22 protein-coding genes are annotated in these 22,656 nt (G+C 59.5%); 12 read left to right on the top strand and 10 right to left on the bottom strand.

The window, feature by feature from the left end; translation table 11 throughout:
- The first annotated feature begins 2 nt into the window (after positions 1–2).
- The 3 genes from glcF to AAEO81_RS12200 all read left to right on the top strand — a co-directional run bounded on the left by glcF (position 3) and on the right by AAEO81_RS12200 (position 4,102).
- Positions 3–1,226, top strand: a complete 1,224-nt coding sequence (glcF, locus tag AAEO81_RS12210; RefSeq protein ID WP_341963860.1) for a glycolate oxidase subunit GlcF — start codon at positions 3–5, stop codon at positions 1,224–1,226.
- A 45-nt stretch (positions 1,227–1,271) separates the two neighbouring features.
- The gene (locus AAEO81_RS12205; protein WP_341963859.1) at positions 1,272–1,679 is read left to right on the top strand and encodes a heme-binding protein; all 408 of its coding nucleotides are present in this window, start codon (positions 1,272–1,274) and stop codon (positions 1,677–1,679) included.
- Positions 1,680–1,924: 245 nt separating this feature from the next.
- Positions 1,925–4,102, top strand: coding sequence for a malate synthase G (locus AAEO81_RS12200; protein ID WP_341963858.1), 2,178 nt, complete (start codon positions 1,925–1,927; stop codon positions 4,100–4,102).
- A gap of 456 nt (positions 4,103–4,558) precedes the next feature.
- Here the strand turns inward: AAEO81_RS12200 and AAEO81_RS12195 are convergent, their stop codons facing one another.
- Positions 4,559–5,575 carry a LacI family DNA-binding transcriptional regulator gene (locus AAEO81_RS12195; protein ID WP_341963857.1) on the bottom strand — a complete coding sequence of 339 codons (1,017 nt, stop codon included), beginning with the start codon at positions 5,573–5,575 and terminating at the stop codon, positions 4,559–4,561.
- A 270-nt stretch (positions 5,576–5,845) separates the two neighbouring features.
- Between AAEO81_RS12195 and AAEO81_RS12190 the strand changes: the two genes are divergently transcribed.
- The 3 genes from AAEO81_RS12190 to csrA all read left to right on the top strand — a co-directional run bounded on the left by AAEO81_RS12190 (position 5,846) and on the right by csrA (position 8,572).
- Positions 5,846–6,361: a gluconokinase gene (locus tag AAEO81_RS12190; RefSeq protein WP_166595182.1), complete on the top strand. Its 516-nt coding sequence runs from the start codon at positions 5,846–5,848 to the stop codon at positions 6,359–6,361.
- 115 nt (positions 6,362–6,476) lie between these two features.
- A complete protein-coding gene (locus tag AAEO81_RS12185) occupies positions 6,477–7,829 on the top strand; it encodes a GntP family permease (protein WP_341963856.1) in 1,353 nt (450 codons plus the stop codon).
- Positions 7,830–8,380: 551 nt separating this feature from the next.
- Positions 8,381–8,572: a carbon storage regulator CsrA gene (csrA, locus tag AAEO81_RS12180; RefSeq protein WP_166595181.1), complete on the top strand. Its 192-nt coding sequence runs from the start codon at positions 8,381–8,383 to the stop codon at positions 8,570–8,572.
- A 201-nt stretch (positions 8,573–8,773) separates the two neighbouring features.
- Here the strand turns inward: csrA and AAEO81_RS12175 are convergent, their stop codons facing one another.
- Positions 8,774–9,016: a DUF465 domain-containing protein gene (locus AAEO81_RS12175; RefSeq protein WP_166595102.1), complete on the bottom strand. Its 243-nt coding sequence runs from the start codon at positions 9,014–9,016 to the stop codon at positions 8,774–8,776.
- Positions 9,017–9,194: 178 nt separating this feature from the next.
- Here AAEO81_RS12175 and AAEO81_RS12170 point away from each other — a divergent pair, with 178 nt between their 5' ends.
- Positions 9,195–10,439 carry a M20/M25/M40 family metallo-hydrolase gene (locus tag AAEO81_RS12170; RefSeq protein WP_341963854.1) on the top strand — a complete coding sequence of 415 codons (1,245 nt, stop codon included), beginning with the start codon at positions 9,195–9,197 and terminating at the stop codon, positions 10,437–10,439.
- A gap of 184 nt (positions 10,440–10,623) precedes the next feature.
- Here AAEO81_RS12170 and AAEO81_RS12165 read toward each other — a convergent pair whose 3' ends face one another.
- Together AAEO81_RS12165 and AAEO81_RS12160 are read right to left on the bottom strand one after the other, a co-directional pair.
- Positions 10,624–11,556: a ketopantoate reductase family protein gene (locus AAEO81_RS12165; protein WP_341963853.1), complete on the bottom strand. Its 933-nt coding sequence runs from the start codon at positions 11,554–11,556 to the stop codon at positions 10,624–10,626.
- 174 nt (positions 11,557–11,730) lie between these two features.
- Complete coding sequence (locus AAEO81_RS12160) at positions 11,731–13,161, bottom strand: pyridine nucleotide-disulfide oxidoreductase (RefSeq protein WP_341963852.1); 1,431 nt, start codon at positions 13,159–13,161, stop codon at positions 11,731–11,733.
- 920 nt (positions 13,162–14,081) lie between these two features.
- Between AAEO81_RS12160 and AAEO81_RS12155 the strand changes: the two genes are divergently transcribed.
- Positions 14,082–14,396: a hypothetical protein gene (locus AAEO81_RS12155; protein ID WP_166595098.1), complete on the top strand. Its 315-nt coding sequence runs from the start codon at positions 14,082–14,084 to the stop codon at positions 14,394–14,396.
- Between the two features lie 41 nt (positions 14,397–14,437).
- On the opposite strand, the gene AAEO81_RS12150 is transcribed toward AAEO81_RS12155, so the two are convergent.
- The 3 genes from AAEO81_RS12150 to AAEO81_RS12140 all read right to left on the bottom strand — a co-directional run bounded on the left by AAEO81_RS12150 (position 14,438) and on the right by AAEO81_RS12140 (position 16,373).
- On the bottom strand, positions 14,438–14,872 hold the full coding sequence (locus AAEO81_RS12150) for a hypothetical protein (RefSeq protein ID WP_341963851.1): 435 nt from the start codon (positions 14,870–14,872) through the stop codon (positions 14,438–14,440).
- A 394-nt stretch (positions 14,873–15,266) separates the two neighbouring features.
- Positions 15,267–15,530, bottom strand: coding sequence for a DUF1652 domain-containing protein (locus tag AAEO81_RS12145; protein WP_166595096.1), 264 nt, complete (start codon positions 15,528–15,530; stop codon positions 15,267–15,269).
- A gap of 366 nt (positions 15,531–15,896) precedes the next feature.
- Positions 15,897–16,373: a GNAT family protein gene (locus AAEO81_RS12140; protein ID WP_166595095.1), complete on the bottom strand. Its 477-nt coding sequence runs from the start codon at positions 16,371–16,373 to the stop codon at positions 15,897–15,899.
- On the opposite strand from AAEO81_RS12140, the gene AAEO81_RS12135 reads away from it, so the two are divergent.
- The gene (locus tag AAEO81_RS12135; RefSeq protein WP_341963850.1) at positions 16,366–16,743 is read left to right on the top strand and encodes a hypothetical protein; all 378 of its coding nucleotides are present in this window, start codon (positions 16,366–16,368) and stop codon (positions 16,741–16,743) included. The genes AAEO81_RS12140 and AAEO81_RS12135 overlap by 8 nt on opposite strands.
- Before the next feature lie 42 nt (positions 16,744–16,785).
- Positions 16,786–17,706, top strand: a complete 921-nt coding sequence (locus AAEO81_RS12130) for a hypothetical protein (protein ID WP_341963849.1) — start codon at positions 16,786–16,788, stop codon at positions 17,704–17,706.
- Between the two features lie 187 nt (positions 17,707–17,893).
- Here AAEO81_RS12130 and AAEO81_RS12125 read toward each other — a convergent pair whose 3' ends face one another.
- Positions 17,894–18,751: a LysR substrate-binding domain-containing protein gene (locus tag AAEO81_RS12125; protein WP_341963848.1), complete on the bottom strand. Its 858-nt coding sequence runs from the start codon at positions 18,749–18,751 to the stop codon at positions 17,894–17,896.
- Between the two features lie 110 nt (positions 18,752–18,861).
- On the opposite strand from AAEO81_RS12125, the gene AAEO81_RS12120 reads away from it, so the two are divergent.
- Both AAEO81_RS12120 and AAEO81_RS12115 read left to right on the top strand, forming a co-directional pair.
- Complete coding sequence (locus AAEO81_RS12120; RefSeq protein WP_341963846.1) at positions 18,862–19,575, top strand: haloacid dehalogenase type II; 714 nt, start codon at positions 18,862–18,864, stop codon at positions 19,573–19,575.
- Between the two features lie 11 nt (positions 19,576–19,586).
- Positions 19,587–20,372 (top strand): aldolase, encoded by a 786-nt coding sequence (locus AAEO81_RS12115; RefSeq protein WP_341963845.1) that lies wholly within the window; start codon positions 19,587–19,589, stop codon positions 20,370–20,372.
- 294 nt (positions 20,373–20,666) lie between these two features.
- Here the strand turns inward: AAEO81_RS12115 and dctM are convergent, their stop codons facing one another.
- Together dctM and AAEO81_RS12105 are read right to left on the bottom strand one after the other, a co-directional pair.
- Entirely contained in the window at positions 20,667–21,950 is a 1,284-nt protein-coding gene (gene dctM / locus AAEO81_RS12110; protein ID WP_166595089.1) for a C4-dicarboxylate TRAP transporter large permease protein DctM, read from the bottom strand.
- Positions 21,950–22,582 carry a TRAP transporter small permease gene (locus AAEO81_RS12105; protein WP_166595088.1) on the bottom strand — a complete coding sequence of 211 codons (633 nt, stop codon included), beginning with the start codon at positions 22,580–22,582 and terminating at the stop codon, positions 21,950–21,952. The genes dctM and AAEO81_RS12105 overlap by 1 nt, the downstream gene beginning before the upstream one ends.
- Positions 22,583–22,656 lie beyond the last annotated feature (74 nt).

The raw sequence follows: 22,656 nt of genomic DNA, 5'->3' as shown, positions 1-22,656 counted from the left end.
CCATGCAGACCACCCTGAGTGAACACGCGAAAAGCCTGCCCCGCGCCGAAGAAGCAGAAAGCATTCTGCGCAGTTGCGTGCACTGCGGTTTCTGCAACGCCACGTGCCCGACCTATCAATTGCTGGGCGACGAGCTGGACGGCCCCCGTGGCCGGATTTACCTGATCAAGCAGGTGCTGGAAGGCAAGGAAGTCACCGAGAAAACCCAGCTGCACCTCGACCGCTGCCTGTCCTGCCGCAACTGCGAAACCACCTGCCCGTCCGGGGTGAATTACCACAACCTGCTGGACATTGGCCGGGCGGTGGTCGATGCCGCCGTGCCGCGTCCGATGAGTCAGCGCGTGATGCGGGAAAGCCTGCGTGCCGTGGTGCCGAACGCCGGGCTGTTCAAATCCTTGACCCAGATGGGCAACGCGTTTCGGCCGCTGCTGCCCGGCGCGTTGAAGGACAAGCTTCCGGGCCAGATTCGTCCGGCCAAGGCGCGTCCCACCCAGCAGCACGCCCGTCAGGTGTTGATCCTCGAAGGCTGTGTGCAGCCAGGCCTGTCGCCGAACACCAATGCGGCGACGGCGCGGGTGCTGGATCGACTGGGCATCAGCGTCAAATCCATCGCCCAGGCCGGATGCTGTGGCGCGGTGGATTATCACTTGAACGCTCAGGCGCAAGGCCTGGAACGCGCCCGTCGCAACATCGACGCGTGGTGGCCGAGCGTGCAGGCCGGGGCCGAAGCCATCGTGCAAACGGCCAGCGGTTGCGGGGCGTTCGTCAAGGATTACGGGCACATGTTGCGGGACGACCCCGCCTATGCCGACAAGGCGGCGAAAGTCAGCGCGCTGACCAAAGACCTGGTGGAAGTGATGCGCGCCGAGCCGCTGGAAAAACTCGGCGCGTGCACCAGTGTCAAGCTGGCGTTCCACTGCCCTTGCACGCTGCAACACGCGCAGAAATTGGGCGGCGCGGTGGAGTCGGTCCTGACGCGGCTGGGCTTCAACCTGACCGCCGTGCCGGACAGTCACCTATGCTGTGGCTCGGCGGGCACCTATTCGATCACCCAGCCGGTGCTCTCGAAGCAGCTGCGCGACAACAAAATGAATGCGCTGGAAAGCGGCAACCCGGAGGTCATCGCGACCGCCAACATCGGTTGCCAGACCCATTTGGCCAGTACCGGGCGCACCCCGGTCAAACACTGGATCGAACTTATCGAAGACGCCTTGCATCCCAGTTGATCACGGGCCGTCTTGCACACTGACCACACCCCTAAGGAGCGCTGCATGAAAACCAAAGCCGTATTGACCCAGACCGAAGTCACCCAGATCCTCGCTGCTGCCCGTGCCGAGGCGCAGGCCAATGGATGGGCGGTGTCGATTGCCGTGACCGATGACGGCGGCCACCTGCTGGGCTTCGAACGCCTGGACGGCTGCGCGCCGATCGGCGGCTACATCGCCATCGAAAAAGCCCGCACTTCGGCACTGGGTCGTCGCGAGTCCAAGGGCTATGAAGAAATGGTCAATGGCGGGCGCACCGCGTTCGTGACGGCGCCTTTGCTGACGTCGCTGGAAGGTGGCGTGCCGGTGATTGTCGGTGGCGAGACCATCGGCGCGGTGGGCGTGTCAGGGGTAAAGGCCGATCAGGACGCGCAAGTGGCCAAGGCTGGCGTGGCGACTGTGAACGCAGATTAAGTAGCTGCCACGCTTTTGATTTTGCCCGGAGGGCGTAGGAGCTGGCTTGCCTGCGATCTGCCAGGAACTGGCAGTAAAACCGGTGTATGCGGTGTGCCTGGCACAACCGAGTTTGCAGGATTTGCTGCCGCTTCGCGCCAGATCGTAGGCAAGCCAACTCCCACGGCCTTCGGCCAGAATCACGTCCGTCGGGCAGAGACAAAACTGCGTAGTTTCATTCAGTATTTTTTAACGAGGACCCCGAGATGACCGAATTCGTCAACAGCCACAACCTCAAGGTGGCCGCTAATCTGAAACGCTTTGTCGACGAGGACGTGCTTCCCGGAACAGGGTTGAGCCCGGAGGTGTTCTGGGCCGATTTCGATTCGCTGGTCCACGACCTGGCGCCGATCAACCGCGAGCTGCTGGCCGAGCGTGATCGCTTGCAGACCCAGCTCGACAAGTGGCACAAATCCAACCCGGGCCCGGTCACTGACATGCCCGCGTACATTGCCTTTCTCGATTCCATTGGCTACCTGCAACCGGTGCCCGGTACCGTCCAGGCGACCACCAGCAAGGTCGACATCGAGGTCAGCGAGCAAGCCGGTCCACAACTGGTGGTGCCCGCCGCCAACGCCCGTTATGCCCTCAACGCCGCCAACGCTCGCTGGGGTTCTTTGTACGACGCGCTGTACGGCACCGACGCCATTTCCAGCGCCAATGGCGCCGAGATCAAGGCCGGTTACAACCCGCTGCGGGGCGCCAAGGTGATCGCGTTCGCTCGCGCGCTGCTTGACGAGGCCGCCCCGCTCGCCTCCGGTTCCCACGTGGACGCCAAAGCCTACGCCGTGGACAGCGGCACGCTCATCGTGTCCCTCACCGACGGCAGCCAGTCGCCGCTTGCACAACCGGAAAAATACGTCGGCTATCAGGGCGATCTCGCACAGCCCACGGCGATTCTGCTGAAGAACCACGGCCTGCACATCGAAATCCAACTCGACCCTACCAGCCCTATCGGCAGCTCCGATCCGGCAGGCATCAAAGACCTGCTGCTGGAAGCCGCACTGTCGACCATTATCGATTGCGAAGACTCGGTGGCGGCTGTCGATGCCGACGACAAGCTGGTGATCTACCGCAACTGGCTGGGCCTGATGAAAGGCGACCTGACCGAAGAATTGGTCAAGGGTGGCAAGACAATCATTCGCCGCCTGAACCCTGACCGCGAATACGTGGGCGCGGACGGCGGTCGGCTGACCTTGCACGGGCGCTCGCTGCTGTTCATTCGCAACGTCGGCCACTTGATGACCAACCCCGCGATCCTGTACGACGGCAACAAAGAAATTCCCGAAGGCATTCTCGACGGCGTGATCACCAGCCTGATCGCCCTGCACGACCTCCACGACCGCACCAACTCGCGGACCGGCAGCGTATACATCGTCAAACCGAAGATGCACGGCCCGGCGGAAGTGGCGTTCGCCGATCAGTTGTTCGGGCGCATCGAAGACGTGCTGAAGGTCCCGCGCAACACCCTGAAAATGGGGATCATGGACGAAGAACGGCGCACCAGCGTGAACCTCAAGGCCTGCATCAACGCGGCCTCGGCCAGGGTCGCGTTCATCAACACCGGCTTCCTGGACCGCACCGGCGATGAGATGCACACCTCGATGGAAGCCGGGCCGATGCTGCGCAAGGGCGACATGAAAGCCACCCCGTGGATCAAGGCCTACGAACGCAACAATGTGCTGGTCGGGCTGGCCTGCGGTTTGCGCGGTCGTGCGCAGATCGGCAAGGGCATGTGGGCGATGCCGGACCTGATGGCCGACATGCTGGAACAGAAAATCGGCCATCCGCAGGCTGGTGCGACGACTGCGTGGGTGCCTTCGCCGACGGCGGCGACCCTTCATGCGTTGCACTACCACAAGGTCGATGTGAAGGCCGTGCAGCAGACGCTGGAGAACATCGATCTGGACAGCGAGAGCGAACAGATCCTCCTGGACTTGCTGAACATTCCGGTCGCTGCCGATCCGAAATGGACACCCGAGCAGATTCAGCAGGAAGTCGAAAACAACGCTCAAGGCCTGCTGGGCTACGTGGTGCGCTGGGTCGAACAAGGCGTGGGCTGTTCGAAGGTGCCGGACATTCACAACGTCGGCCTGATGGAAGACCGCGCCACGTTGCGCATTTCCAGCCAGCACATTGCCAACTGGCTGCGCCACGGCGTGATTCATGAGCATGAGGCGATGGAAACCCTCAAGCGCATGGCCAAGGTCGTGGACAAACAGAACGCCGGGGACCGGGCCTACAAGCCGATGACCGAGAATTTCGAGAAGTCGGTGGCGTTCCAGGCGGCGTGCGCACTGGTGTTCAAAGGCTGCACGCAACCGAGCGGGTACACCGAACCGCTTCTGCACGAATTCCGGTTGGCGTTCAAGAAGGAAGAGTGATTCTCAACGGCTGAAACGCGGTTCTACTGTAGGAACGAATTTATTCGTGAAAGGCTCGTACACTCGATGCACATGTGTCGTCAGTGGTGCCGTCTCGCGAATGAATTCGCTCCCACAGGTTGATCGTGCCCACGCTCTGCATAGGGACGAGCACATCATCGTTCGTGAGTAAAACGCGACTCCACTGTAGGAGCGAATCCATTCGCGAAAGGCTCGTACACTCGGTGCACATGTGTCGTCAGTGGTGCCGTCTCGCGAATGAATTCGCTCCCACAGGTTGATCGTGCCCACGCTCTGCATAGGGACGAGCACATCATCGTTCGTGAGTAAAACGCGACTCCACTGTAGGAGCGAATTCATTCGCGAAAGGCTCGTACACTCGATGCACATGTGTCGTCTGCGACACCGTTTCGCGAATGAATTCGCTTCTCCAGATCGTTCAGTGACCGGCTGCGATCAGGTACTTTCCCGCACCACCAGCTCAAATCCCAGATCCACCTGTTCTTCCTGCACATTGCCGTCCAGCAGCCCGAGCAGCAATTGCGCGGCGCGCTGGCCGACCTGTTCGCGGGGGGTGCGGATCGAGGTCAGGCGCGGGACCATGTGCGCCGACCCCGGCAAATCGTTGAAGCCGATCAGCGACACTTGCTCAGGAATTTTGATGCCTCGACGCAGCGCTTCCAGCGTCGCGCCTTGGGCCAGGTCGTCGTTACAGAAGAAAATCCCGTCAACGTCCGGGTGCGCCTCCATCAATTGCGCGAACATCTCCCCGCCCAACCCGATCGATGACGGCATCGGCGTGGAAAACTGCAACGCCTCGTCATACAGCCCTTCCGCTTCCAGCGCCCCGCGAAACCCGGTGCCGCGCTGGATCACTCGCGGGTCCAGTTGCGCCGACACATACGCCAGCCGCCGACGCCCGCGACTCAACAGATGCCGCGCCGCTTCGGCCCCCGCCTGCTGCTGCGAAAACCCCACGCAGGGCTCGCCGCGCTGAGGGTCGAGTTCCATCATGTGCACGCACGGCACGCCGCTGGTGGCCAACAAAGTCTGCGCCGCCTGGCTGCGGTCAAAACCGGTCAGCAAAATGCCTCTTGGGCGATTCGCCAAATGACTGCGCAGCAGGTTCTCTTCTTCGACCGGCGAGTAGTGATAGTTGCCGATCACCACCTCAAGCCCGCGAGGGCGCAATACGGTCTGAATCGCTTCGAGGGTTTCGATGAACAGCTGGTTGGACAGCGACGGCACCAGCACCACCACCGACTGACTCTGCGAGGACGCCAGCGCCCGGGCGGCAGGGTTGGCGACATAGCCTAGACTCAGCGCAGCCGCCCGCACCTTCTCCACCAGTTCTGGCGCGACTGTGGCCACGCCGCGCAGGGCTCGGGACGCCGTAATGGGCGAGACGGCGGCCAGTTTTGCGACTTCATTCAAGGTAGGACGACCGGTGGAGCGGGAACCAATGCGTGTCATGCGTTGCCAACTGATTGGAAGTGAAAGCGAAGGGGTTGCGATTGTGTCGGATGGGCTCTAAGGTAGCGCTATCTCACGGAGGCCCGCAACTTCTTCGACCATGCGTCGAATGGAGCCTATGCATCTCATGGATAAGCGAGATACCCATAACAATGACTACACCCGGAAACAATCTTGCCGGATTTGCACACCATCCGACAAAGACAGCGCTGTCTTCGGGAAGAGGTTTTTATGACGACTGCTCCACACGCTATCTCCGCCCTCGTGATCATGGGCGTTTCAGGCTGCGGCAAAAGTGCCGTGGGTGCTGAAATCGCCAAACACAGCGGTGGCCGCCTCATCGAAGGCGACGCCTTTCACCCCAAAGCGAACATCGAGAAGATGAGCGCTGGCCATCCCCTCAATGACGAAGACCGCGCAGGCTGGCTCACACGTTTGGGTGAAGAAGTCGCTGCCGCGCTGCGCAACGGCGAAAAGCCGATTCTCACCTGCTCCTCCCTCAAGCTGATTTACCGAGACCGCCTGCGCGCTGCCGTGCCGGGCCTGGGCTTCGTGTTTCTTGAGCTGACCAAAGAACTCGCCACCGAGCGTTGCGCCCACCGTCCGGGGCATTTCATGCCTGCCAGTCTGGTGGACAGCCAGTTCGCTACTCTCGAACCGCCGTACGGTGAAGACCGCACGTTGGTGGTGGACGCGACGAAATCGATCGAAACCATTGGCGTGGAAGCCGCCGATTGGTGGAAAGCCTCGCAAACCCCATCTGCCAACGCTCTCACCGGCTCCTGATTCAGGATCAGGCGTGAGCGACAAAGATAGCGCTGTCTTTTCAAGTACACACGGCAGTGAACAACAGCGTTGAGCAGTAGCTCCAAAAAAACAAAATACAACGGAGAGACACCCCATGTTCGGTATGACTCAAGAGACGTATCTACTCGTCGATGCGTTGGTGACCATCATTGGCCTCGTGCTATTGATCACCAAGTTTAAAGTCCACCCTTTTATTGCACTGACCATTGCAGCCGGTTTCCTCGGTCTGACCTCCGGGATGCCGGTCGACAAAGTCATGAAATCGTTCCAGGACGGTTTTGGCGGCGTGCTGGGCTTCGTCGGTATCATCCTCGGCCTGGGCACCATGCTCGGCAAGTTGATGGCCGACTCCGGCGGTGCCGACCAGATCGCCCAGACCCTGATCCGCCGCTTCGGCAAGGATCGCGTGCATTGGGCCATGATGTTTTCGGCGTTCCTCGTCGGCATCCCGCTGTTCTTCGAAATCGGTTTCGTGCTGTTGATCCCGTTGGTGTTCATCGTTGCCCGTCGCAGCGGCGTGTCCATCGTCAAGATCGGCATCCCGCTGCTGGCCGGTCTGTCCGCCGTTCACGGCCTGGTGCCCCCGCACCCGGGTCCGTTGCTGGCCATCGGCATCTTCAACGCTGACATCGGCAAGACCATTTTCTACGGCCTGATCGTGGCGTTCCCAACGGCAATCATTGCCGGTCCGATTTTCGGCAAGTGGATCGCCAACCGCATCCCCGGCAACCCCAACAAGGAGCTGATGGACCAGATCGCCAAGGAGTCCACCAACGAGAACCTGCCGAGCTTCGGCATCACGCTGGTGACCATCCTGCTGCCGGTGTTCCTGATGCTGCTGAAGACCTTCGCGGACGTGGCGCTGCCGAACGGCCACATCTTCCGCATCTGGATGGACTTCATCGGTCACCCGATCGCCGCCCTGCTCTTCGCCCTGCTGCTGGCGTTCTACACCTTCGGTTCGGCCCGTGGCTTCAGCCGCGAGCAGATCATCAAGCTGCTGGACCAGAGCCTCGCGCCGGTCGCGGCCATCGTGCTGATCGTCGGTGCGGGCGGTGGCTTCAAGCAAATGCTGGTGGACAGCGGCGTCGGCAACCTGATCGGTCATATGGCCGTTCAGGCGCAGATCTCGCCGATCCTGCTGGCGTGGCTGGTAGCCGCGGTGATTCGTGTGGCCACCGGTTCCGCGACCGTGGCGACCATCACCGGTGCCGGTATCGTTGCCCCGGTCGTGGCGCTGGTGCCAGGCGTCAACCGTGAGCTGCTGGTGCTGGCCACCGGCGCGGGCTCGCTGATCCTGTCCCACGTGAACGACGCCGGTTTCTGGCTGGTGAAGCAGTACTTCAACATGACCGTGGTCGAGACCCTGAAAACCTGGACCGTGATGGAAACCATCCTGTCCGTGGTCGGCATCATCCTGATCATGCTGTTGTCGCTGGTGGTCTGATCCGCTGACCGCTGCACACGCTTCGCAACACCCCATGCCCACCCTCGCGGTGGGCATGTCATTTCTGAATCCCTCCCGATGCTTGAGCGCCCTCCATAGGCCGTCCTATACGTGCAATTCCCCCAAATGGTGGGCATAACACTATTTCTTTCCACGCGTTCTCCCTTTGCCGTCACACAATTCGGAAGTCTCCTACACTGCTCTAGGAGATCGCGCACAGGCAATTCAGTGAAAAATTTCATCGCCGCCCGGCACGAGTTCTTTGCAATAAATGCGAAAGGAGTGTGCAATAGGCGCCGCTCCGGATTTGGCTATGGAAGTCATAGCCAATCTGTAGGGGACTTACTGCACCAAAGCAGGCAAAAATTCGTGTGCCAGTTGGCCTCAGGGAAACCCCGCCAATGACAAGAAGATGAACCTGGGGAATTAAAAACGTACCAACGGCGTCATACTGATGAACGCATTTGGATGCACTCGGCAATAACCACCACCCAAAGGCTAACGCCAGCCTCCTGGTAGAGGCGCTTCAAGAGGCCATCAAGGAAAAGATTATGTTGATACTCACCCGCAAAGTCGGCGAAAGCATAAACATTGGTGACGAAATCACTGTCACCATTCTGGGCGTTCAGGGCCTACAGGTCAGACTCGGCATCAACGCGCCGAAGAACGTTTCAGTACACCGTGAAGAAATCTACAAACGTATCCAAGCCGAGATCGCGCCAAACCAAGAGCCACAACAGTAAGCCAACCCGGTTCATCTTCTTAGTACGTTGTCTGCCACTGCCCGGTGACAGACAAAAAGAAACGGCGCATGCCCCGGCGCCGTTTTTTTTCGCGTAAGTTTTGGATCCATGAGACGTTCACGCTCAAGACGCGAAGCTCAGACAAAAACGGCGAGTACCCCAGAGAGTGCCCGCCGTACTGATCATCGGAACCTAAGCCAATCAGTGAAGTGACGTGACCTGCTGGACGATCTTGTCCTTGGCCAGCAACCGTTTTTCCTTGAGCTTCTTAAGCTGGTCGTCCGAGACATCCCCCGCAGACCCCGCCTCTGCCTTGACGATATCGGCATCAAGCGTTTCATAGTCATCCACCAACTGATTGAGCTTGGCATCTTTGCTCCGATGCTTGCCCAGTTCGTCCCGGGTGATGTTCAAATCGGCGTACAAATCGTGCTTGACGGGCATGGTGCGCTGCTCCTCTGACTGCGGATGTTGAAGTATTGAGGGTAGCTCACGGCAAAGGTTCGACGTTTTTTGCCGAGCTGCCGGACCGTCCGCCATGTCGCATTTCGACATGCACAATCCTGTACAAGCCGCTAGGGTATGAACCGAAACCTTCCATAACAACATCAAGGATCGACCCATGACGCTGCCTTTCGCCCGCTCCTTTCTCGCCAGTACCCTCGCTCTGAGCCTCGCCTTTCTGGCCGTTCCCGCTGCCCTCGCAGAACCCCATAAACAAGTGCAAGCCGATGCCGAGCAGTACAAGGACGAAGCGCTGAAACTGCTGGAACGTCTCGTCAATATCGACACGGGCTCCGGCTATGAGCCCGGTCTGACGCAGGTACGGGAAATCACTGTCGAGGAACTGAAAAAACTCGGCGCCACCATCGAGACCATTCCCAACACGGCGCCTGACAAAAGCAGCCACGTAGTCGCCACCCTCAAAGGCACCGGCAAGGCGAAAATCCTGCTGATGGCGCACATGGACACTGTGTTCAAGGAAGGCTCGGCCGCCGCCCGCCCTTTCCACATCAAAGACGGCCGCGCGTACGGGCCGGGGGTGATGGACGACAAGGGCGGGATCGTCGCCGGGCTTTATGCACTGAAGATTCTGAAAAACCTGGACTTCAAGGACTACGCGCAGATCACCTTCCTGCTCGACGCCAGTGAGGAAACAGGCTCCAAGGGCGCAACGGAGCTGATCCAGAAAGTGGCGAAGCAGCACGATGTGACATTGAACCTCGAACCGGGTCGTCCTGCCGATGGTTTGGTGGTGTGGCGCAAAGGCAGCGCGACGGCGGTGGTCGAAGTGAAAGGCAAGGCGTCCCATGCCGGGGTCGCGCCGGAATTGGGCCGTAATGCGGCGATGGAGGCCGCGCACCAGATTCTGCAATTGGGCCGTTTGGGCGACGCCGACAAGAAAACCACCATCAACTTCACTGTACTCAATGCAGGGGACCGCGTGAACGTGATCCCCGATCAGGCAACGGCCAAGGCGGACGTACGCGCAGCGGTGCCGGAGGAATTCGACCGCATCGAAAAAGACCTGGCGCGCGTATCGGCCAACAAGCTGATTCCGGAAACCGAAGTGACCACCCACCTGGACCGTGGCCTGCCACCGATGCCGCAGACGGCGGAATCGGACAGACTGGTGGACATGGCGCAAGGCATTTACGGCGAAATCGGCCGCAAATTGACCATCGAAGGCAGCGGCGGCGCGGCGGACGCCAGCCTGTCGGCGGGGGTGGGCGTGCCGACGCTGGACGGCTTCGGCATCGTCGGCGGCAATATCCACACGCCGGAGGAATACGCCGAAGTGGACAGCGTCTCGCCACGGATCTACTTGCTGACGCGGATGATCATGGAACTGGCGAAAGCGAAGTAACTGATCGCCACCTGGATACGCCTGACTGAGGGTGAGAGCGGACCGTTCGCGAACAGGCCCAGACGAAGGATATGCGTCGGATGTGCCGCCGTCTCGCGAATGAATTCGCTCCCACAGTAGAGACCGTGCGCGCCTCAACGCGCGGTGAAGCCTGGACACGCTCAGGTTCTCTACAAAGGCTCGGTCAGCCCTGCTCACGCACTCGACGCGCTTCGTAGGACTTGAGGTTCAGGTACACGACATCAAGGGGCGAAAGACCGTCCTGTTTCTTGCTACCCCGCCGGGCAACCATGTCACCAATCAGATGCTCGACTTCAATGGTCGCGCCCCGCTCCACATCTCGCAGCATCGACGCCGTCATTTTGGAGCCTTGAGCGGTCAGCATGGTCTGGAAACGTTGGCGGACTTCCTCCCGAACGCCGTGGCTGGCTTGCGCGGCAACCGCTCCGCACTCTGCAAGGAGCTCAAGAATGAACGACTCTCCCCCGCTGGCGATCACGTCCCCGATGCTTGCGCGCAGCGATCCCGTCACACCGGCGAGCGTGGCAATGAAACACCACTTTTCCCACATTTCCTGAACGATCTGCTCACTCAGCGTGGCGACGAATCCGGCATCGGACAGGGCTTCTTCCACTTTGAGAATTCTCGGCGTCCGCGCACCCTCCAACTCGCCGAAGGTGATCTGATGAAGCTCGTTCAAGTGCAGAATCTTGCCCGACGCGTCGCGGTCCACCGAGATGAACGCCAGACCGCCGAGCACGTTGTCCGGGCTGAAGCGCTTACTCAGTCGATCCAGATGAGACATGCCGTTGAGCATCGGCAAAATCAGCGTGTCCGGCCCCACTGCGGCGGCGAAGGAGTCCATGGCCGCATCGAGGTCGTAGGCCTTGCAACTGAGCAGGATCAGGTCGAACGTCGTGTTCAACATGGACGTCATGACATGAGGGGGCGACGGGTAATCGATATCACCCGCCGGACTGCGAACAATCAGACCGTTCTGATCCAGCTCTTCTGCTCGTCCCTGTCGCACCAGAAAGGTTACGTCACGCCCGGCTTCCAGCAACCGGCCACCGAAGTAGCCCCCAATCGCACCTGCACCCACGATCAAAATACGCATGTTCTGTCGATTCCTCGTCGAGACGCTCAGAGTGTTCGGACACTCCAGAATAGATGCCCGGAACAGATGATGGCGCCGACTCTACCCAAAACTTTCATGATGACCAACATATTGCAGGCAAAAAAAATCCCGGGCCGCGCAGGCGGTCCGGGATGTCGATGCAGCAAGATCGGATCAGGATTGAGCATTGGCCAAGACCGGCCAGAGGAACGGATGACGTTGCTCTTCGCGGCTGACGACCTGTTTGCGGCTGAGGCTGACCGGTTGCAGCACAGGCTGCTGCAAGCGCTGAATGACAGCGTCGATGACGGCTCCGCTGGCATCGTGGTGGAACTGCCAGACGCCATAAATGCGCCCGTCAAATGAGGCTTCGCTGCCCAGTCGAGGGTCTACGCCCAGCCCTGCACCCAAGCCGAACAAGTGAAGACCGTAGAGCCGCTGTCCATGGCTGTCGAGCGGGCACCCCGACGGGTCGGAATCCACGCCGCCTTTGACGGCCATCAGGTTGATAGCACCACCGCCCGCGTAACTCAGCGCAGGCAACAAAGGCTGATAACCGGTGCACTGGACCACCACGTCGGACTCCAGCAACGCCTGGCGCGCACCTTCGTATTGGCCTTGCGGACCGTTCAGAGTTTGCAGCAGTTGCACCCGCACGCCTGTCTTGCCGATGTGCCCGTTGGCCAGCGCCTCGCGTCCGACGTCCAGCGCTCGATAGCGCAAGCCGCCCGAACGATTGACGCGACCGGAGACCGGGCACACGTCTCTCAGCGGGTCGAAGGCATAACCGGCATCGGTTGCCGCCTGCGCGGTCTCGTAGAACAGCCGGATGGGAGAACGGTGCACCAGCGTCACTTCGGTCAGGCCTGCGAATTCCAGCGCGTCCGCCAGATTTTCCAGCACTGAAAACGCGCTGTGCGAACCGCCGACTACGCTTATCCGGCCCTTGCCCGCCAAGGTGGGCGCAAAATAATCCCGCAATTGCACGCCATTCATGCGCAACAGCAGATCAGCGCTCAACACCCGCGATGACGGCGGGACGGCGAGGCCTTGATCCGCCAGGCTGTCGAGCAAATGCTGGGGGTCTTGACGCCCACCGAGGTTCAGCACGACAGCGCGGCAGCGAATACGCCGGGAACGCCCCTCGGACTCGACCCACACCTGATACTCGTCGTCATGGCTCACCACTTCGGTGATCGTCGTACTGGTCCACAGCTTGACGCCGTAATGTTCGACGATGAAATTCAGCACCAGGGTCGAGGCTTCCGCCAGCAGTTCGGCGACATCTGCCAACTGCGGGGCGCTCTGCGCCTGTCGGCGGATACGCCAGTAGGCGGGCGAATGCTCAAGCGGCTCGAATACGTCACGCAGCGCAGGGTCGCGAAGACAGTCGAGGAACACGTCACCCACGGAGTTCGCGGTAATCCGGTAATCCCCAAGGCGACCCGTACCGGGTGTTGGGCTCGCATCGACAATGATCAGGCCTTCCTTGGCCAGCTCTGGCATGGCGCCGCTTTTCAATGCATTGAAAAGCAGCCCCATGCCTGCAGGCCCGGCACCCCCTACAACACAACCGCAAACGGTTTCCAGATGATCTCCATACATAATCTTGACTCCGAACTTAGTCGATGCTTTGAGTGCAGCCCGAAGACTGAACCCTGAAGACAGGCACAACCCGCTGCCCGCGCTGACGTGACTTCCATTTATGTCGAACTGGATACTGACAACTAATGAGTTGATAACAAACTCGGGGTGCAACTACCGTCACAAGTGGCCGTGTACGCCAACGCCTAAAACAAACGTATCCCACACGGCCCGGGGCAGTACTCCGTGGCGCATCTATGCGTTTACAGACACTTACTCAAATGCCGGATACCACTGATCGGCACACCATAAATGGCATGTTTGTCAATGAGTTGAAAAAACGAGCGATGAATTTTCAGAGACGCTACCGCCCTGTCGCCGGACGTCCTTGGTGCAGCATCTGAGGTGCCGAGTTTAATAAGTAGTTGGCTATCTAGAGGCCCGCTACTATCAAAACTGTAAAGCGATAGTTTCAAAAAACCCGAGAAGTGTCAAATTTTCGAGAAAATGACAGCATCGACTTTTACACTTTTCAACATGCTGATTTATATGGATTTTATATTTTGACGACAGAATACTGTCAGCCTGCAGCGAACCCATCGATTTTTAAAATAGAAAAACAGTATGTTGGTCCTCAATACCAGAAGCCGTGCATTGAAAGTTCGACGCTTACTTCGCACTAAACAGTCGGCTTTCTGCCGCCAATAACGAGTAGTGACGCGGCCAATGCAAAAGACACGCATTAAATGATGAGCCGTCAATACCAGGCAATTAAATGACGCCGGTTTTAGTGAGGCGCGAAATGGCGCTCAATCCTGACGCCAAATTTGACAGCCGATGAATGGCGCCCCTTTCAGGCAAAAAAAAAGAACTATTTCAAGCAGATCCTGCTCCATTGTCAGGCTTACGCTCACTTTTGAATGGATATAGAGGTCGCCGCCATGAATGCTGAGAAAAACCTTCGGTCCAGCATTGCCGAAATCGATTACTCACGGGACACCTTGTTTGGCCCGATCCCCATGCAGGCGACGTGCAGAGTCCGGTTGGCGACGATCGAACACGACGGCCACACCTTGCGCGAGCTGACCATCATCGGCGACGTTCCGGACTACCTGTCCAAATCAGCGATCATTCGGGTCGCGATGGACGGCCGGATAGAGGCAGGTCCTGTGCGTGACCATTACGCGACGCAAGACAGCGGTGAGGCGCAATTCAGGCTGCTGTTCGAGAATGAGCATCGGCGACGGACGCACTAAGGGCGTCAGCCTGAGATCGGAGGCGAGGGTCTTTTAGACGATCAATGTCGAGGGCGTTGGGCCGAGGCACGCACGCCGGTCTCAGCGTGCAATTCGTCAGTGCGCTGCATCAAAGCGCGGATCAGCGCCCCACCCTCTTGAGACGTATCGTTTTCCACCGGCGAATATCCGCCGGCTCCTGCGCCCGAACCGGGCTCGTCTTGCCGGCCATAGCGCAAGCCATCGAGCTTGGGCGCGGCGTCGAGAATCGGGTCGGGCGGCAACAGGCGTTCACGCTCAAGCTCCGTCATCGGAGGCTGAAACGAGGCATTTCTGGCTTCCAGACGTTGCAGCATGATCAGAATCGCTGCCACGCACACCAGCACAATGCCCAGCAATGCACCAACGCCTATCATCACCTTGCGTCGGCGAAGCATTTTTGTGAAGGATTCACCCTCTGCAAACGCTTGGGTGGTTCCGGGCCGAAACTCAGCCATGCATTCCCCTTGGCCTCAATTCAAATCGTGATCGGCATGCCGCCGCCGATGGCGACCTAAGATAAAAGGTAAATCAACGCATTGCCACTGGCTTTTGCAATGCCACTCCTCTGCGGACCCGGCACGTCGTGCCACCCGCGGTCATGGCTGAGGGAGGGCCAATGATTCAGGACGATAAACGCTCATATTTTCTCATCATTCGAATGCGCCAGCGTGAATATAACGTTCATTTGCGCACGCATGAGAACATCCCGTTATTGATGCCGAAGACATAGATAGAAAGTCGTAAATATTAGAGAAGCTTTACGTCGAACGCCGAGCAACTCCTGAACAGCAAAACGCCCAAGACAATGAACTCGTCATGGGCGTCCTATCAATAAAAACCGGAGATTGTTCAACTGGCCAAGGCGTGCCTTTGCAAATGTTGCGTATTGATCAAGTCGGCCCGCAATTCAGAAATCAGCTCGCAGAGCGCACGACTCGTGTCCAGCTTGTCCAGCTTGATACCGCTGGCCAGCAGCTCAACCCGCTCTGTGAGGGGGTCAATGACTTCAACGGTCATGGTGTCGTCCAGGACGGTGCAATTGCAACGCTTGGGCAGAAACGCACTTTCTATGATGCTACGCAATTCAAGGTTCGAGAGGGTGCATGCAATCATTGGCGATATCCTCCAGAGGCGCTCCCTGTTACCACATGAACAGTGGTCCGCCTAACTAACGGCCGAAAGTCTGCCGAGGCTTACTTCCTCCAATTCGTCATTTAAACCTCAGGGTTTTTGGCGAATAACCCAGTTATACGCCTCGCCCAAAAGTGAAGCAACCGGCCAAAAAAGTGCACCCTATTGGGGAACTGCATAGGGCGGAAAAAGAAAAAACGTTTCACTGGTGCGAACAAGCGGAATACTGACGGGGTTTACCTCGAACATGCGCGGCGTGCGGTCGAAGTGAGTGCTGAGATGAAGGGTTTTTAAACCGGCCATTCGTCGGTCGCCCGAAAGCGTACCGACGAATGACGCTGATCGCGATCACGCGTGAGGCAGGCGCAAGTGAATCAGCGCCACGCGATTGCCGCGCTTGTCCAGCCGTTCTTCGATGGCAAATGGCTTGAAACCGAGCTTGGGGTAAAACAGCAGGCCAGGCACGTTATGGTTGAAACAGGACGCCGTCAGCTCTTTGGCTTCGTGTTTGCCGAACGCCAGCTCCATCATGCAGCCGATCATGTAGCGGCCCACGCCCTTCGAGCGAGCGTGAGGCGCGATGATGACGTTGCCCATAGAGCAGCGACCTCGAAAATCGTATTTGGAGAAATTGGCAAACCCGACCACCTCGCCGTTGAGCTCGATGACGGTGTTGTCCGAACGCTGCTCGATGGCGTCGCTCAATTGTGCAGGAGTCAGCGGAAACACCGCCTTGGGAAACATGTAGAAGAGCTCGTCGACACTCTGGGGCATGTCACAGATAGCCGGGATGTCTTTTTCTTCCAGGGGGCGATGTATGAACATGACGGTTAACCTCTTGAAGAAACAGGAGCTGAGCGGAAACTATAGGCCAAACACTGGCATCAAGACATCACCGAAAGGTCGTAAGCGCACATATAGATGTCATTCCGATGATGCCGACCCGCGCCAGGCTGAGTCCATAGGACACTTTTTCCGGAAAAATGTGCCCGAGTGTTTCGATGAATTGCCCGAACACGCGAACAACCCGCTGCAACCCCCTGATCCGACTGAACTTATTGCAACCGGGCAGAACGCCCGCGCTGTACCGCCCCTTCATGCAATTTGCATGAACGTCGGATATTTAAACATTTTCAACCCATTGATAAATAACGACTTATCCGCACAAGACCGACTGGCACAACCGCTGCAATGATCACCAGCGAAGTACCACATTATTCGCATGGAGCAGCACAACATGAACGTCACGCCTGATTCTTATCCTGCCGCCGTAGAAGAACCCTCCTCCGTCTCAGGTGTGTCCTGGGGCGCCCTCCTTGCCGGTGCCGCTGGCGCCGCTGCGTTATCACTGATTCTCGTCTTGCTGGGCTCGGGTCTGGGCTTCTCGGCCATGTCGCCGTGGGCCAACGAAGGCGCCAGCGCCAAGACCCTCGGTATTTCCACTGTGGTCTGGCTGGCCTTCACCCAGATCGTCGCCTCAGGCCTCGGCGGCTACATCGCGGGCCGTTTGCGCGTGAAATGGTCGAACATGCACGGCGACGAAGTGTATTTCCGCGACACCGCTCATGGTTTCCTGTCCTGGGCCATCGCGACCCTGGTGGCGGCAGTATTGATCGTCGGTTCCGTCAGCGGTCTGGTGGGCAGCGGTGTCAAGGCTGGTGCCAGCGCGGTAGCCGGTGTGGCCGGTACTGCAGCGGTTGCAGCGGGTAACACCAGCAGTGACCAGTACGGCTACTTTGTCGACAACCTGTTCCGTGATGACCGCCCTGCCGCCGTCAGCGACGACGCAGCCCGTGGCGTCGTGGTGCGCATCTTCACCAAGACCCTGGCCAACGACGGCCAGCTGGCCCCCGAAGACCGTACCTACCTCGCGCAACTGGTCGCTCAACGCACCAACCTGAGCCAGGCCGATGCCCAGGCCCGCGTTGACCAAGTGTACGGTCAGGCCAAACAGGCCGTTGCCGATGCCAAGCTGAAAACCCAACAGGCTGCTGAAACCGCTGCGAAAGTCGCGGCTGCCAGCGCCCTGTGGACCTTCGTTGCGCTGCTGTGCGGCGCCTTCGTCGCGAGCCTCGCCGCGATCTGGGGTGGCCGTCGTCGTGACGCCGTGACCTACGTTGAAACCCGTGCCTATACCAACACTGCCAACATTCGCTGATCAAGGAGATCCATCATGCGCTCATTACTTCTGTGGTTCCTGGGTGTGCCTATTCCAGTGATCATTCTGATCGCACTGTTCATGCACTGACACTGATGCACTGACAGAGTCGTAGACAATCCGCGCGGCGCCCTTCGCAACACAGGGCCTGCGCGGATTTTTTTCGTCTGACGAAAAGCGATCCCTCTCAGTTGCCGGACATCTGCGCCTTCATGTAATCCACCAGCGTTCGCTGCACATTGGTCAACAACCGGTTGCCACTCACCAGCGCCAGCTCGCTCGGTGGCACGGGCGCAAACCCCTCCTCCACGCTCAACAGCCGATGATCGTCGAGCATGGCCGACGATGGCAGCAGGCTGATGCCTAACCCCGCCGACACGGCCGCCTGAATACCCACCAGACTCTGACTGGCGAACGCCACTCGCCAACGCCGCCCGGACGACTCCAGCGCGTGCACGATGCGGTTGCGGTAGATGCAGCCCTGCGGATAGACCACCAACGGCACCGGGTCATCGATGACCTGCACACCACGCCCCGCCACCCAATTTACCTGTTCCGGCCAACTGGCCAGTGCGGGCTCCTGTTTCGGTGAGCGATCACGCTTGATCAGCGCCAGGTCGATGTCCCTGTTCTCCAGCCGGGCGTGCAGATCGACGCTCAGGCCGTTGACGGTGTCGAGGCGAATCCGCGGAAAAGCCTGCGCGAAGCCGGACAGCAACGTCATCAGCCGTTGCACGTCAAAATCCTCCGGGACCCCAAGCTTGACCACCCCGGAGTCGTCGCCGCCGCACAACACGCTGTGGGCTTCGAGCGCCAGCGACACCAGACGCCGTGCATAGCCAATCAGGCGCTCGCCGTCTTCCGTGAGTTCGATGTGCTTGCTGGCGCGCTGGCGCAGCAGCAATGGCCGCCCCAGATGCTCTTCGAGTTTGCGAATCTGCTGGCTGACCGTGGACTGCGTGCGATTGACCCGCTCGCCTGCTTTGGTGAAGCCGCCGGAATCGACCACTGAGACAAAGGTGCGCAACAATTCGAGGTCGAACATGGCAAACCTCTAACATTTGATTAGCGAATTAATTTCGCAATTTAATTTAATTTTACGATTATGACCATGGCTTTTAAGGTGGACGTACACACCCGTTCACGGAGCCGACCATGATCCTTTCCACTTACACTCGCCCGCGCTGGATCACCTTCGACTGCTACGGCACGTTGATTCAATGGGACGAAGGCTTGCTGAGCTATGTCCGCGAACTGCTGGAACGCAAAGGCAGCGCGACGCTGGACACCGACGCGTTCATCACGATTTATGACCGTCACGAACACCGTCTGGAGCAGACCCCACCGCACCAATCGTTCGCCGACATCTCGCGGCAGTCGATGGCGCTCACGCTGGATGAGCTCGGCCTGCCGTGTGAGCCCGAAGACGCCGAGGGGCTGATCCGTCGCATCGGCCAGATGCCGCCGTTCCCGGAAGTGCAGGCCACGCTGAAATGGCTCAAAGACCAAGGCTTTCAGCTGTGCATCGTCTCCAACACCGACGACGACATCATCGCGGGCAACGTTGCGCAACTGGGCGGCCACATCGACCGGGTTATCACCGCACAACAGGCGCAGGCCTATAAACCGAACCATCAGTTGTTCCGGCATGCGCATCAGCAATTGGGCGTCGGCATCGACGAGGTGTTGCATATCTGCGCCAGCCCTCACCTGGACCTCGAAGCGGCCAAGGGCATGGGCTTTCGTTGCGTGTGGATCGACCGCGGGACGAAACGCAAACCGTTGACGGACTACACTCCAGACGCGACGCTGCCGGACCTGTCCCGTGTGCCGGACTATCTGCGCGGCAAGGGCTGGGCCAACGTATAAGGAGACGAGGCATGGCGCACGACTTGCGTATCAGTCAGTTCAATGAACAGCACTACCACGACCTCGATGCCCCTGCCGTCAAGGCAGCCCGCGTCGATCTGGCCGCAAGCCTGCGCATGGCGGCGCGTCTGGGGTTGAGCGAGGGCATTTGCAATCATTTCTCGGCGTTGGTGCCGGGGCATCCGGAGCTGTTTCTGGTCAACGCGTATGGCCTGTCATTCGAGGAGATCACGGCGTCGAATCTGTTGATCTGCGACTTCGACGGCAACGTGATCATGGGCGACGGCAAACCCGAAGCGACGGCGTTCTACATCCACGCCCGCCTGCACCTGCACAAGCCCCGTGCGATGGCGGCCTTTCACACGCACATGCCCAATGCGACAGCGCTGGCAATGCTTGAAGGCGAACCGTTGGCGTGGGCCGGGCAGACCGCGCTGAAGTTCTACGGGCGAGTGGCGGTGGACGAGGATTACAACGGCCTGGCGCTGGACAACCGGGAAGGCGACCGGATCGCAGCGTCGATGGGCCAGGCCGACATCGTGTTTCTGAAGAATCACGGGGTGATGGTCACCGCGCCGAGCATCGCCCAGGCGTGGGACGATCTGTACTACCTGGAACGCGCGGCGGAGGTGCAGCTCAAGGCGATGAGCAGCGGGCGACCGCTCAAGCCGATCGAGCCTGAGGTGTTGCTGCGCACAGCCCGACAGATGAGCGAGGAAGACCCCGACAGTGCGCGGGCGCATCTGGAGAGCGTGAAGCGAGTACTGGCGCGGCACGAGCCGGATTTTGCAGATTGAATGATCGTTGCAGTGTCATGCGCCCAATTCCGGCACAGCACTAACTCTGTAGGAGCGAATTCATTCGCGAGGCAGGGGTACATCCGAAGAAGATGTGTTGGATGTACCCCCGCCTCGCGAATGAATTCGCTCCTACAGGGAGTCCGTGTCTGCCCCCCGGCGTCTCCCACAAGAGGGGCGGCGTCCAGACGTTAATTGTTCGACGCCCCAAACGAAAAAGGCCCCCGAAGATTCAAGGAATCGACGAGGGCCAAGGCACTGCGCTCACAGTTCGGTTACAGGTTCAGCACGTCGTTACGGCATCCCCAGCCAGTTCGGCAACGCCAGCGAAATGAACGGCACGTACGTCACCAGAATCAGGAACAACAACAGGATAGACAACCACGGCAAGGCTGCGCGGATCGTTTGTCCCAAGGTCAGGCCCGTCACCGCCGAGGTCACGAACAGGTTCAGACCCACCGGTGGATGCACCAGACCGATCTCCATGTTCACCACCATCACGATGCCGAGGTGAATCGGATCGATCCCAAGCTTCGTGGCGATCGGGAAGAAGATCGGCGCCAGGATCAGCACGATCGCCGAAGGCTCCATGAAGCTCCCGGCCACCAGCAACACCACGTTGACCATGATCAGGAAACCAATCGGCGTCAGCCCTTCGGAGATCACCCAGTTGGTGATCTGCTGCGGGATCTGCTCGGTGGTCAGCACGTGGGCGAACAGCATTGCGTTGGCGATGATGAACATCAGCATGATCGACAACCGACCCGACTCCAGCAGCACTTTCGGGCAATCGCTGATGCGCATGTCTTTGTAGACGAACAGCGCGATGAAGGCTGAGTACACCGCCGCCACGGCCGCGGCTTCGGTCGGGGTGAACATGCCGCTGTAGATCCCGCCGAGGATGATCACCAGCAACAACAGCCCCCAGAACGCCCGACGTGCCGTGGCCAGCCACTGACGGAACGACACGCGCGGTTGCGCAGGCAGTTTCTTGACCCGGGCGACGATGTAAATCACCACCATCAGGATCACGCCCAGCAGAATCCCCGGCACGACACCGGCGATGAACAGTTTGCCCACCGAGGTTTCGGTCGCGGCCGAGTACACCACCATCACGATGGACGGCGGAATCAGAATCCCCAGCGTACCGGCGTTACAGATGATCCCGGCGCCGAATTCCTTCGGATAGCCCGAGCGCACCATCCCCGCCACGGCAATCGACCCCACCGCTGCCACCGTCGCGGGCGAAGAACCCGACAGTGCCGCGAACAGCATGCACGCCAACACCGCCGCAATCGCCAGACCGCCGCGAATGTGGCCGACGCAGGCGTTGGCGAAGTCGATCAGACGTTGCGCCACACCGCCGGTGGTCATGAACGCGCCGGACAGCAGGAAGAACGGAATCGCAAGAAAGGTGTAGCTGTCGGACGTCTCGAACAGCTTGATCGCCAACGAGCTCAACGAGTCCGGGCTGAACAGCAGGATCGAGGTGGCACCGGCGAGCCCCAGGGAGATCGCGATCGGCACGCCCAGGAACATGAACACGAACAGCAACAGGAACAAACAGATAACCGTCATCAGTGTTGCTCCTCATTGGGGTTGGCCAGTTTGCTGGCTTCTGCCGCTTCATCGGCCAGGCCCAGGCCGGTCTGACGATGGGTCCAGATGCGGTAGAGGATTTCCAGATACCGGGCGATCACCAGCGCGAAACCGATGGGCACGATGACCGTGATGTAGGCGACCTTGACGCCGTAGCGGTCGAGGTCTTCGGCCCCGATGCCCGCCACGAACAGCGCCGACACCCATTTGTAGCTGGCGATGAGGAACAGGCCGGCATAGGCCAGGCAGCAGGCGCACGCGAGCATCGCAAGAAGGCGCTGCACCGGTTTGCTGGTTTTTTTCACCAGCGCGTCGACGCCCAGGTGACCCGCCGTGCGAACGCCGTAGGACACGCCGAAAAAGATCAGCCAGCCGAACAGGGCTTTGGTCAGCGCCACGCTCCAGGTCATTTCCTGGGCGTACCCCATGGTGTGGTCGCCGAGGAACGAGAAGAAATCGCTGGTGACGGTCCATTTGTCACTCAGCGTGTAAAACAAGGTGTAGATGTTGTTGAGCGCCACGTAGACGAACGTCACGAGCGTCATGGCAGCCAGCAGAAAGGCGATCATGCCCTCCTCCAGGTGCTCCCAGAGTCGCGTCAGCGATTGCATAAGAAATCTCCGCACATAGAGAGAGCGGCCACCCCCTCTTCAAAGAAGCGGGCGGCCACGCAGGTCTCGGGGAC

This window comes from Pseudomonas sp. RC10 (assembly GCF_038397775.1).
Classification (GTDB): domain Bacteria; phylum Pseudomonadota; class Gammaproteobacteria; order Pseudomonadales; family Pseudomonadaceae; genus Aquipseudomonas; species Aquipseudomonas bambusae.
Note: the sequence above shows the minus strand (reverse complement) of the source record. Positions and strands in the feature narration are given on the sequence as shown.

Bases quoted from the DNA above. Each gene is read 5' to 3' on its own strand.
- AAEO81_RS12195 (WP_341963857.1), bottom strand. From the start codon at position 5,575: ATGACACGCATTGGTTCCCGCTCCACCGGTCGTCCTACCTTGAATGAA.
- glcF (WP_341963860.1), top strand. From the start codon at position 3: ATGCAGACCACCCTGAGTGAACACGCGAAAAGCCTGCCCCGCGCCGAA.
- AAEO81_RS12160 (WP_341963852.1), bottom strand. From the start codon at position 13,161: ATGTATGGAGATCATCTGGAAACCGTTTGCGGTTGTGTTGTAGGGGGT.
- AAEO81_RS12190 (WP_166595182.1), top strand. From the start codon at position 5,846: ATGGGCGTTTCAGGCTGCGGCAAAAGTGCCGTGGGTGCTGAAATCGCC.
- AAEO81_RS12125 (WP_341963848.1), bottom strand. From the start codon at position 18,751: ATGTTCGACCTCGAATTGTTGCGCACCTTTGTCTCAGTGGTCGATTCC.
- dctM (WP_166595089.1), bottom strand. From the start codon at position 21,950: ATGACGGTTATCTGTTTGTTCCTGTTGCTGTTCGTGTTCATGTTCCTG.
- AAEO81_RS12170 (WP_341963854.1), top strand. From the start codon at position 9,195: ATGACGCTGCCTTTCGCCCGCTCCTTTCTCGCCAGTACCCTCGCTCTG.
- AAEO81_RS12120 (WP_341963846.1), top strand. From the start codon at position 18,862: ATGATCCTTTCCACTTACACTCGCCCGCGCTGGATCACCTTCGACTGC.
- AAEO81_RS12150 (WP_341963851.1), bottom strand. From the start codon at position 14,872: ATGGCTGAGTTTCGGCCCGGAACCACCCAAGCGTTTGCAGAGGGTGAA.
- AAEO81_RS12155 (WP_166595098.1), top strand. From the start codon at position 14,082: ATGAATGCTGAGAAAAACCTTCGGTCCAGCATTGCCGAAATCGATTAC.
- AAEO81_RS12140 (WP_166595095.1), bottom strand. From the start codon at position 16,373: ATGTTCATACATCGCCCCCTGGAAGAAAAAGACATCCCGGCTATCTGT.
- AAEO81_RS12165 (WP_341963853.1), bottom strand. From the start codon at position 11,556: ATGCGTATTTTGATCGTGGGTGCAGGTGCGATTGGGGGCTACTTCGGT.
- AAEO81_RS12130 (WP_341963849.1), top strand. From the start codon at position 16,786: ATGAACGTCACGCCTGATTCTTATCCTGCCGCCGTAGAAGAACCCTCC.
- AAEO81_RS12205 (WP_341963859.1), top strand. From the start codon at position 1,272: ATGAAAACCAAAGCCGTATTGACCCAGACCGAAGTCACCCAGATCCTC.
- AAEO81_RS12145 (WP_166595096.1), bottom strand. From the start codon at position 15,530: ATGATTGCATGCACCCTCTCGAACCTTGAATTGCGTAGCATCATAGAA.
- AAEO81_RS12135 (WP_341963850.1), top strand. From the start codon at position 16,366: ATGAACATGACGGTTAACCTCTTGAAGAAACAGGAGCTGAGCGGAAAC.
- AAEO81_RS12200 (WP_341963858.1), top strand. From the start codon at position 1,925: ATGACCGAATTCGTCAACAGCCACAACCTCAAGGTGGCCGCTAATCTG.
- AAEO81_RS12185 (WP_341963856.1), top strand. From the start codon at position 6,477: ATGTTCGGTATGACTCAAGAGACGTATCTACTCGTCGATGCGTTGGTG.
- AAEO81_RS12105 (WP_166595088.1), bottom strand. From the start codon at position 22,582: ATGCAATCGCTGACGCGACTCTGGGAGCACCTGGAGGAGGGCATGATC.
- AAEO81_RS12175 (WP_166595102.1), bottom strand. From the start codon at position 9,016: ATGCCCGTCAAGCACGATTTGTACGCCGATTTGAACATCACCCGGGAC.
- AAEO81_RS12115 (WP_341963845.1), top strand. From the start codon at position 19,587: ATGGCGCACGACTTGCGTATCAGTCAGTTCAATGAACAGCACTACCAC.
- csrA (WP_166595181.1), top strand. From the start codon at position 8,381: ATGTTGATACTCACCCGCAAAGTCGGCGAAAGCATAAACATTGGTGAC.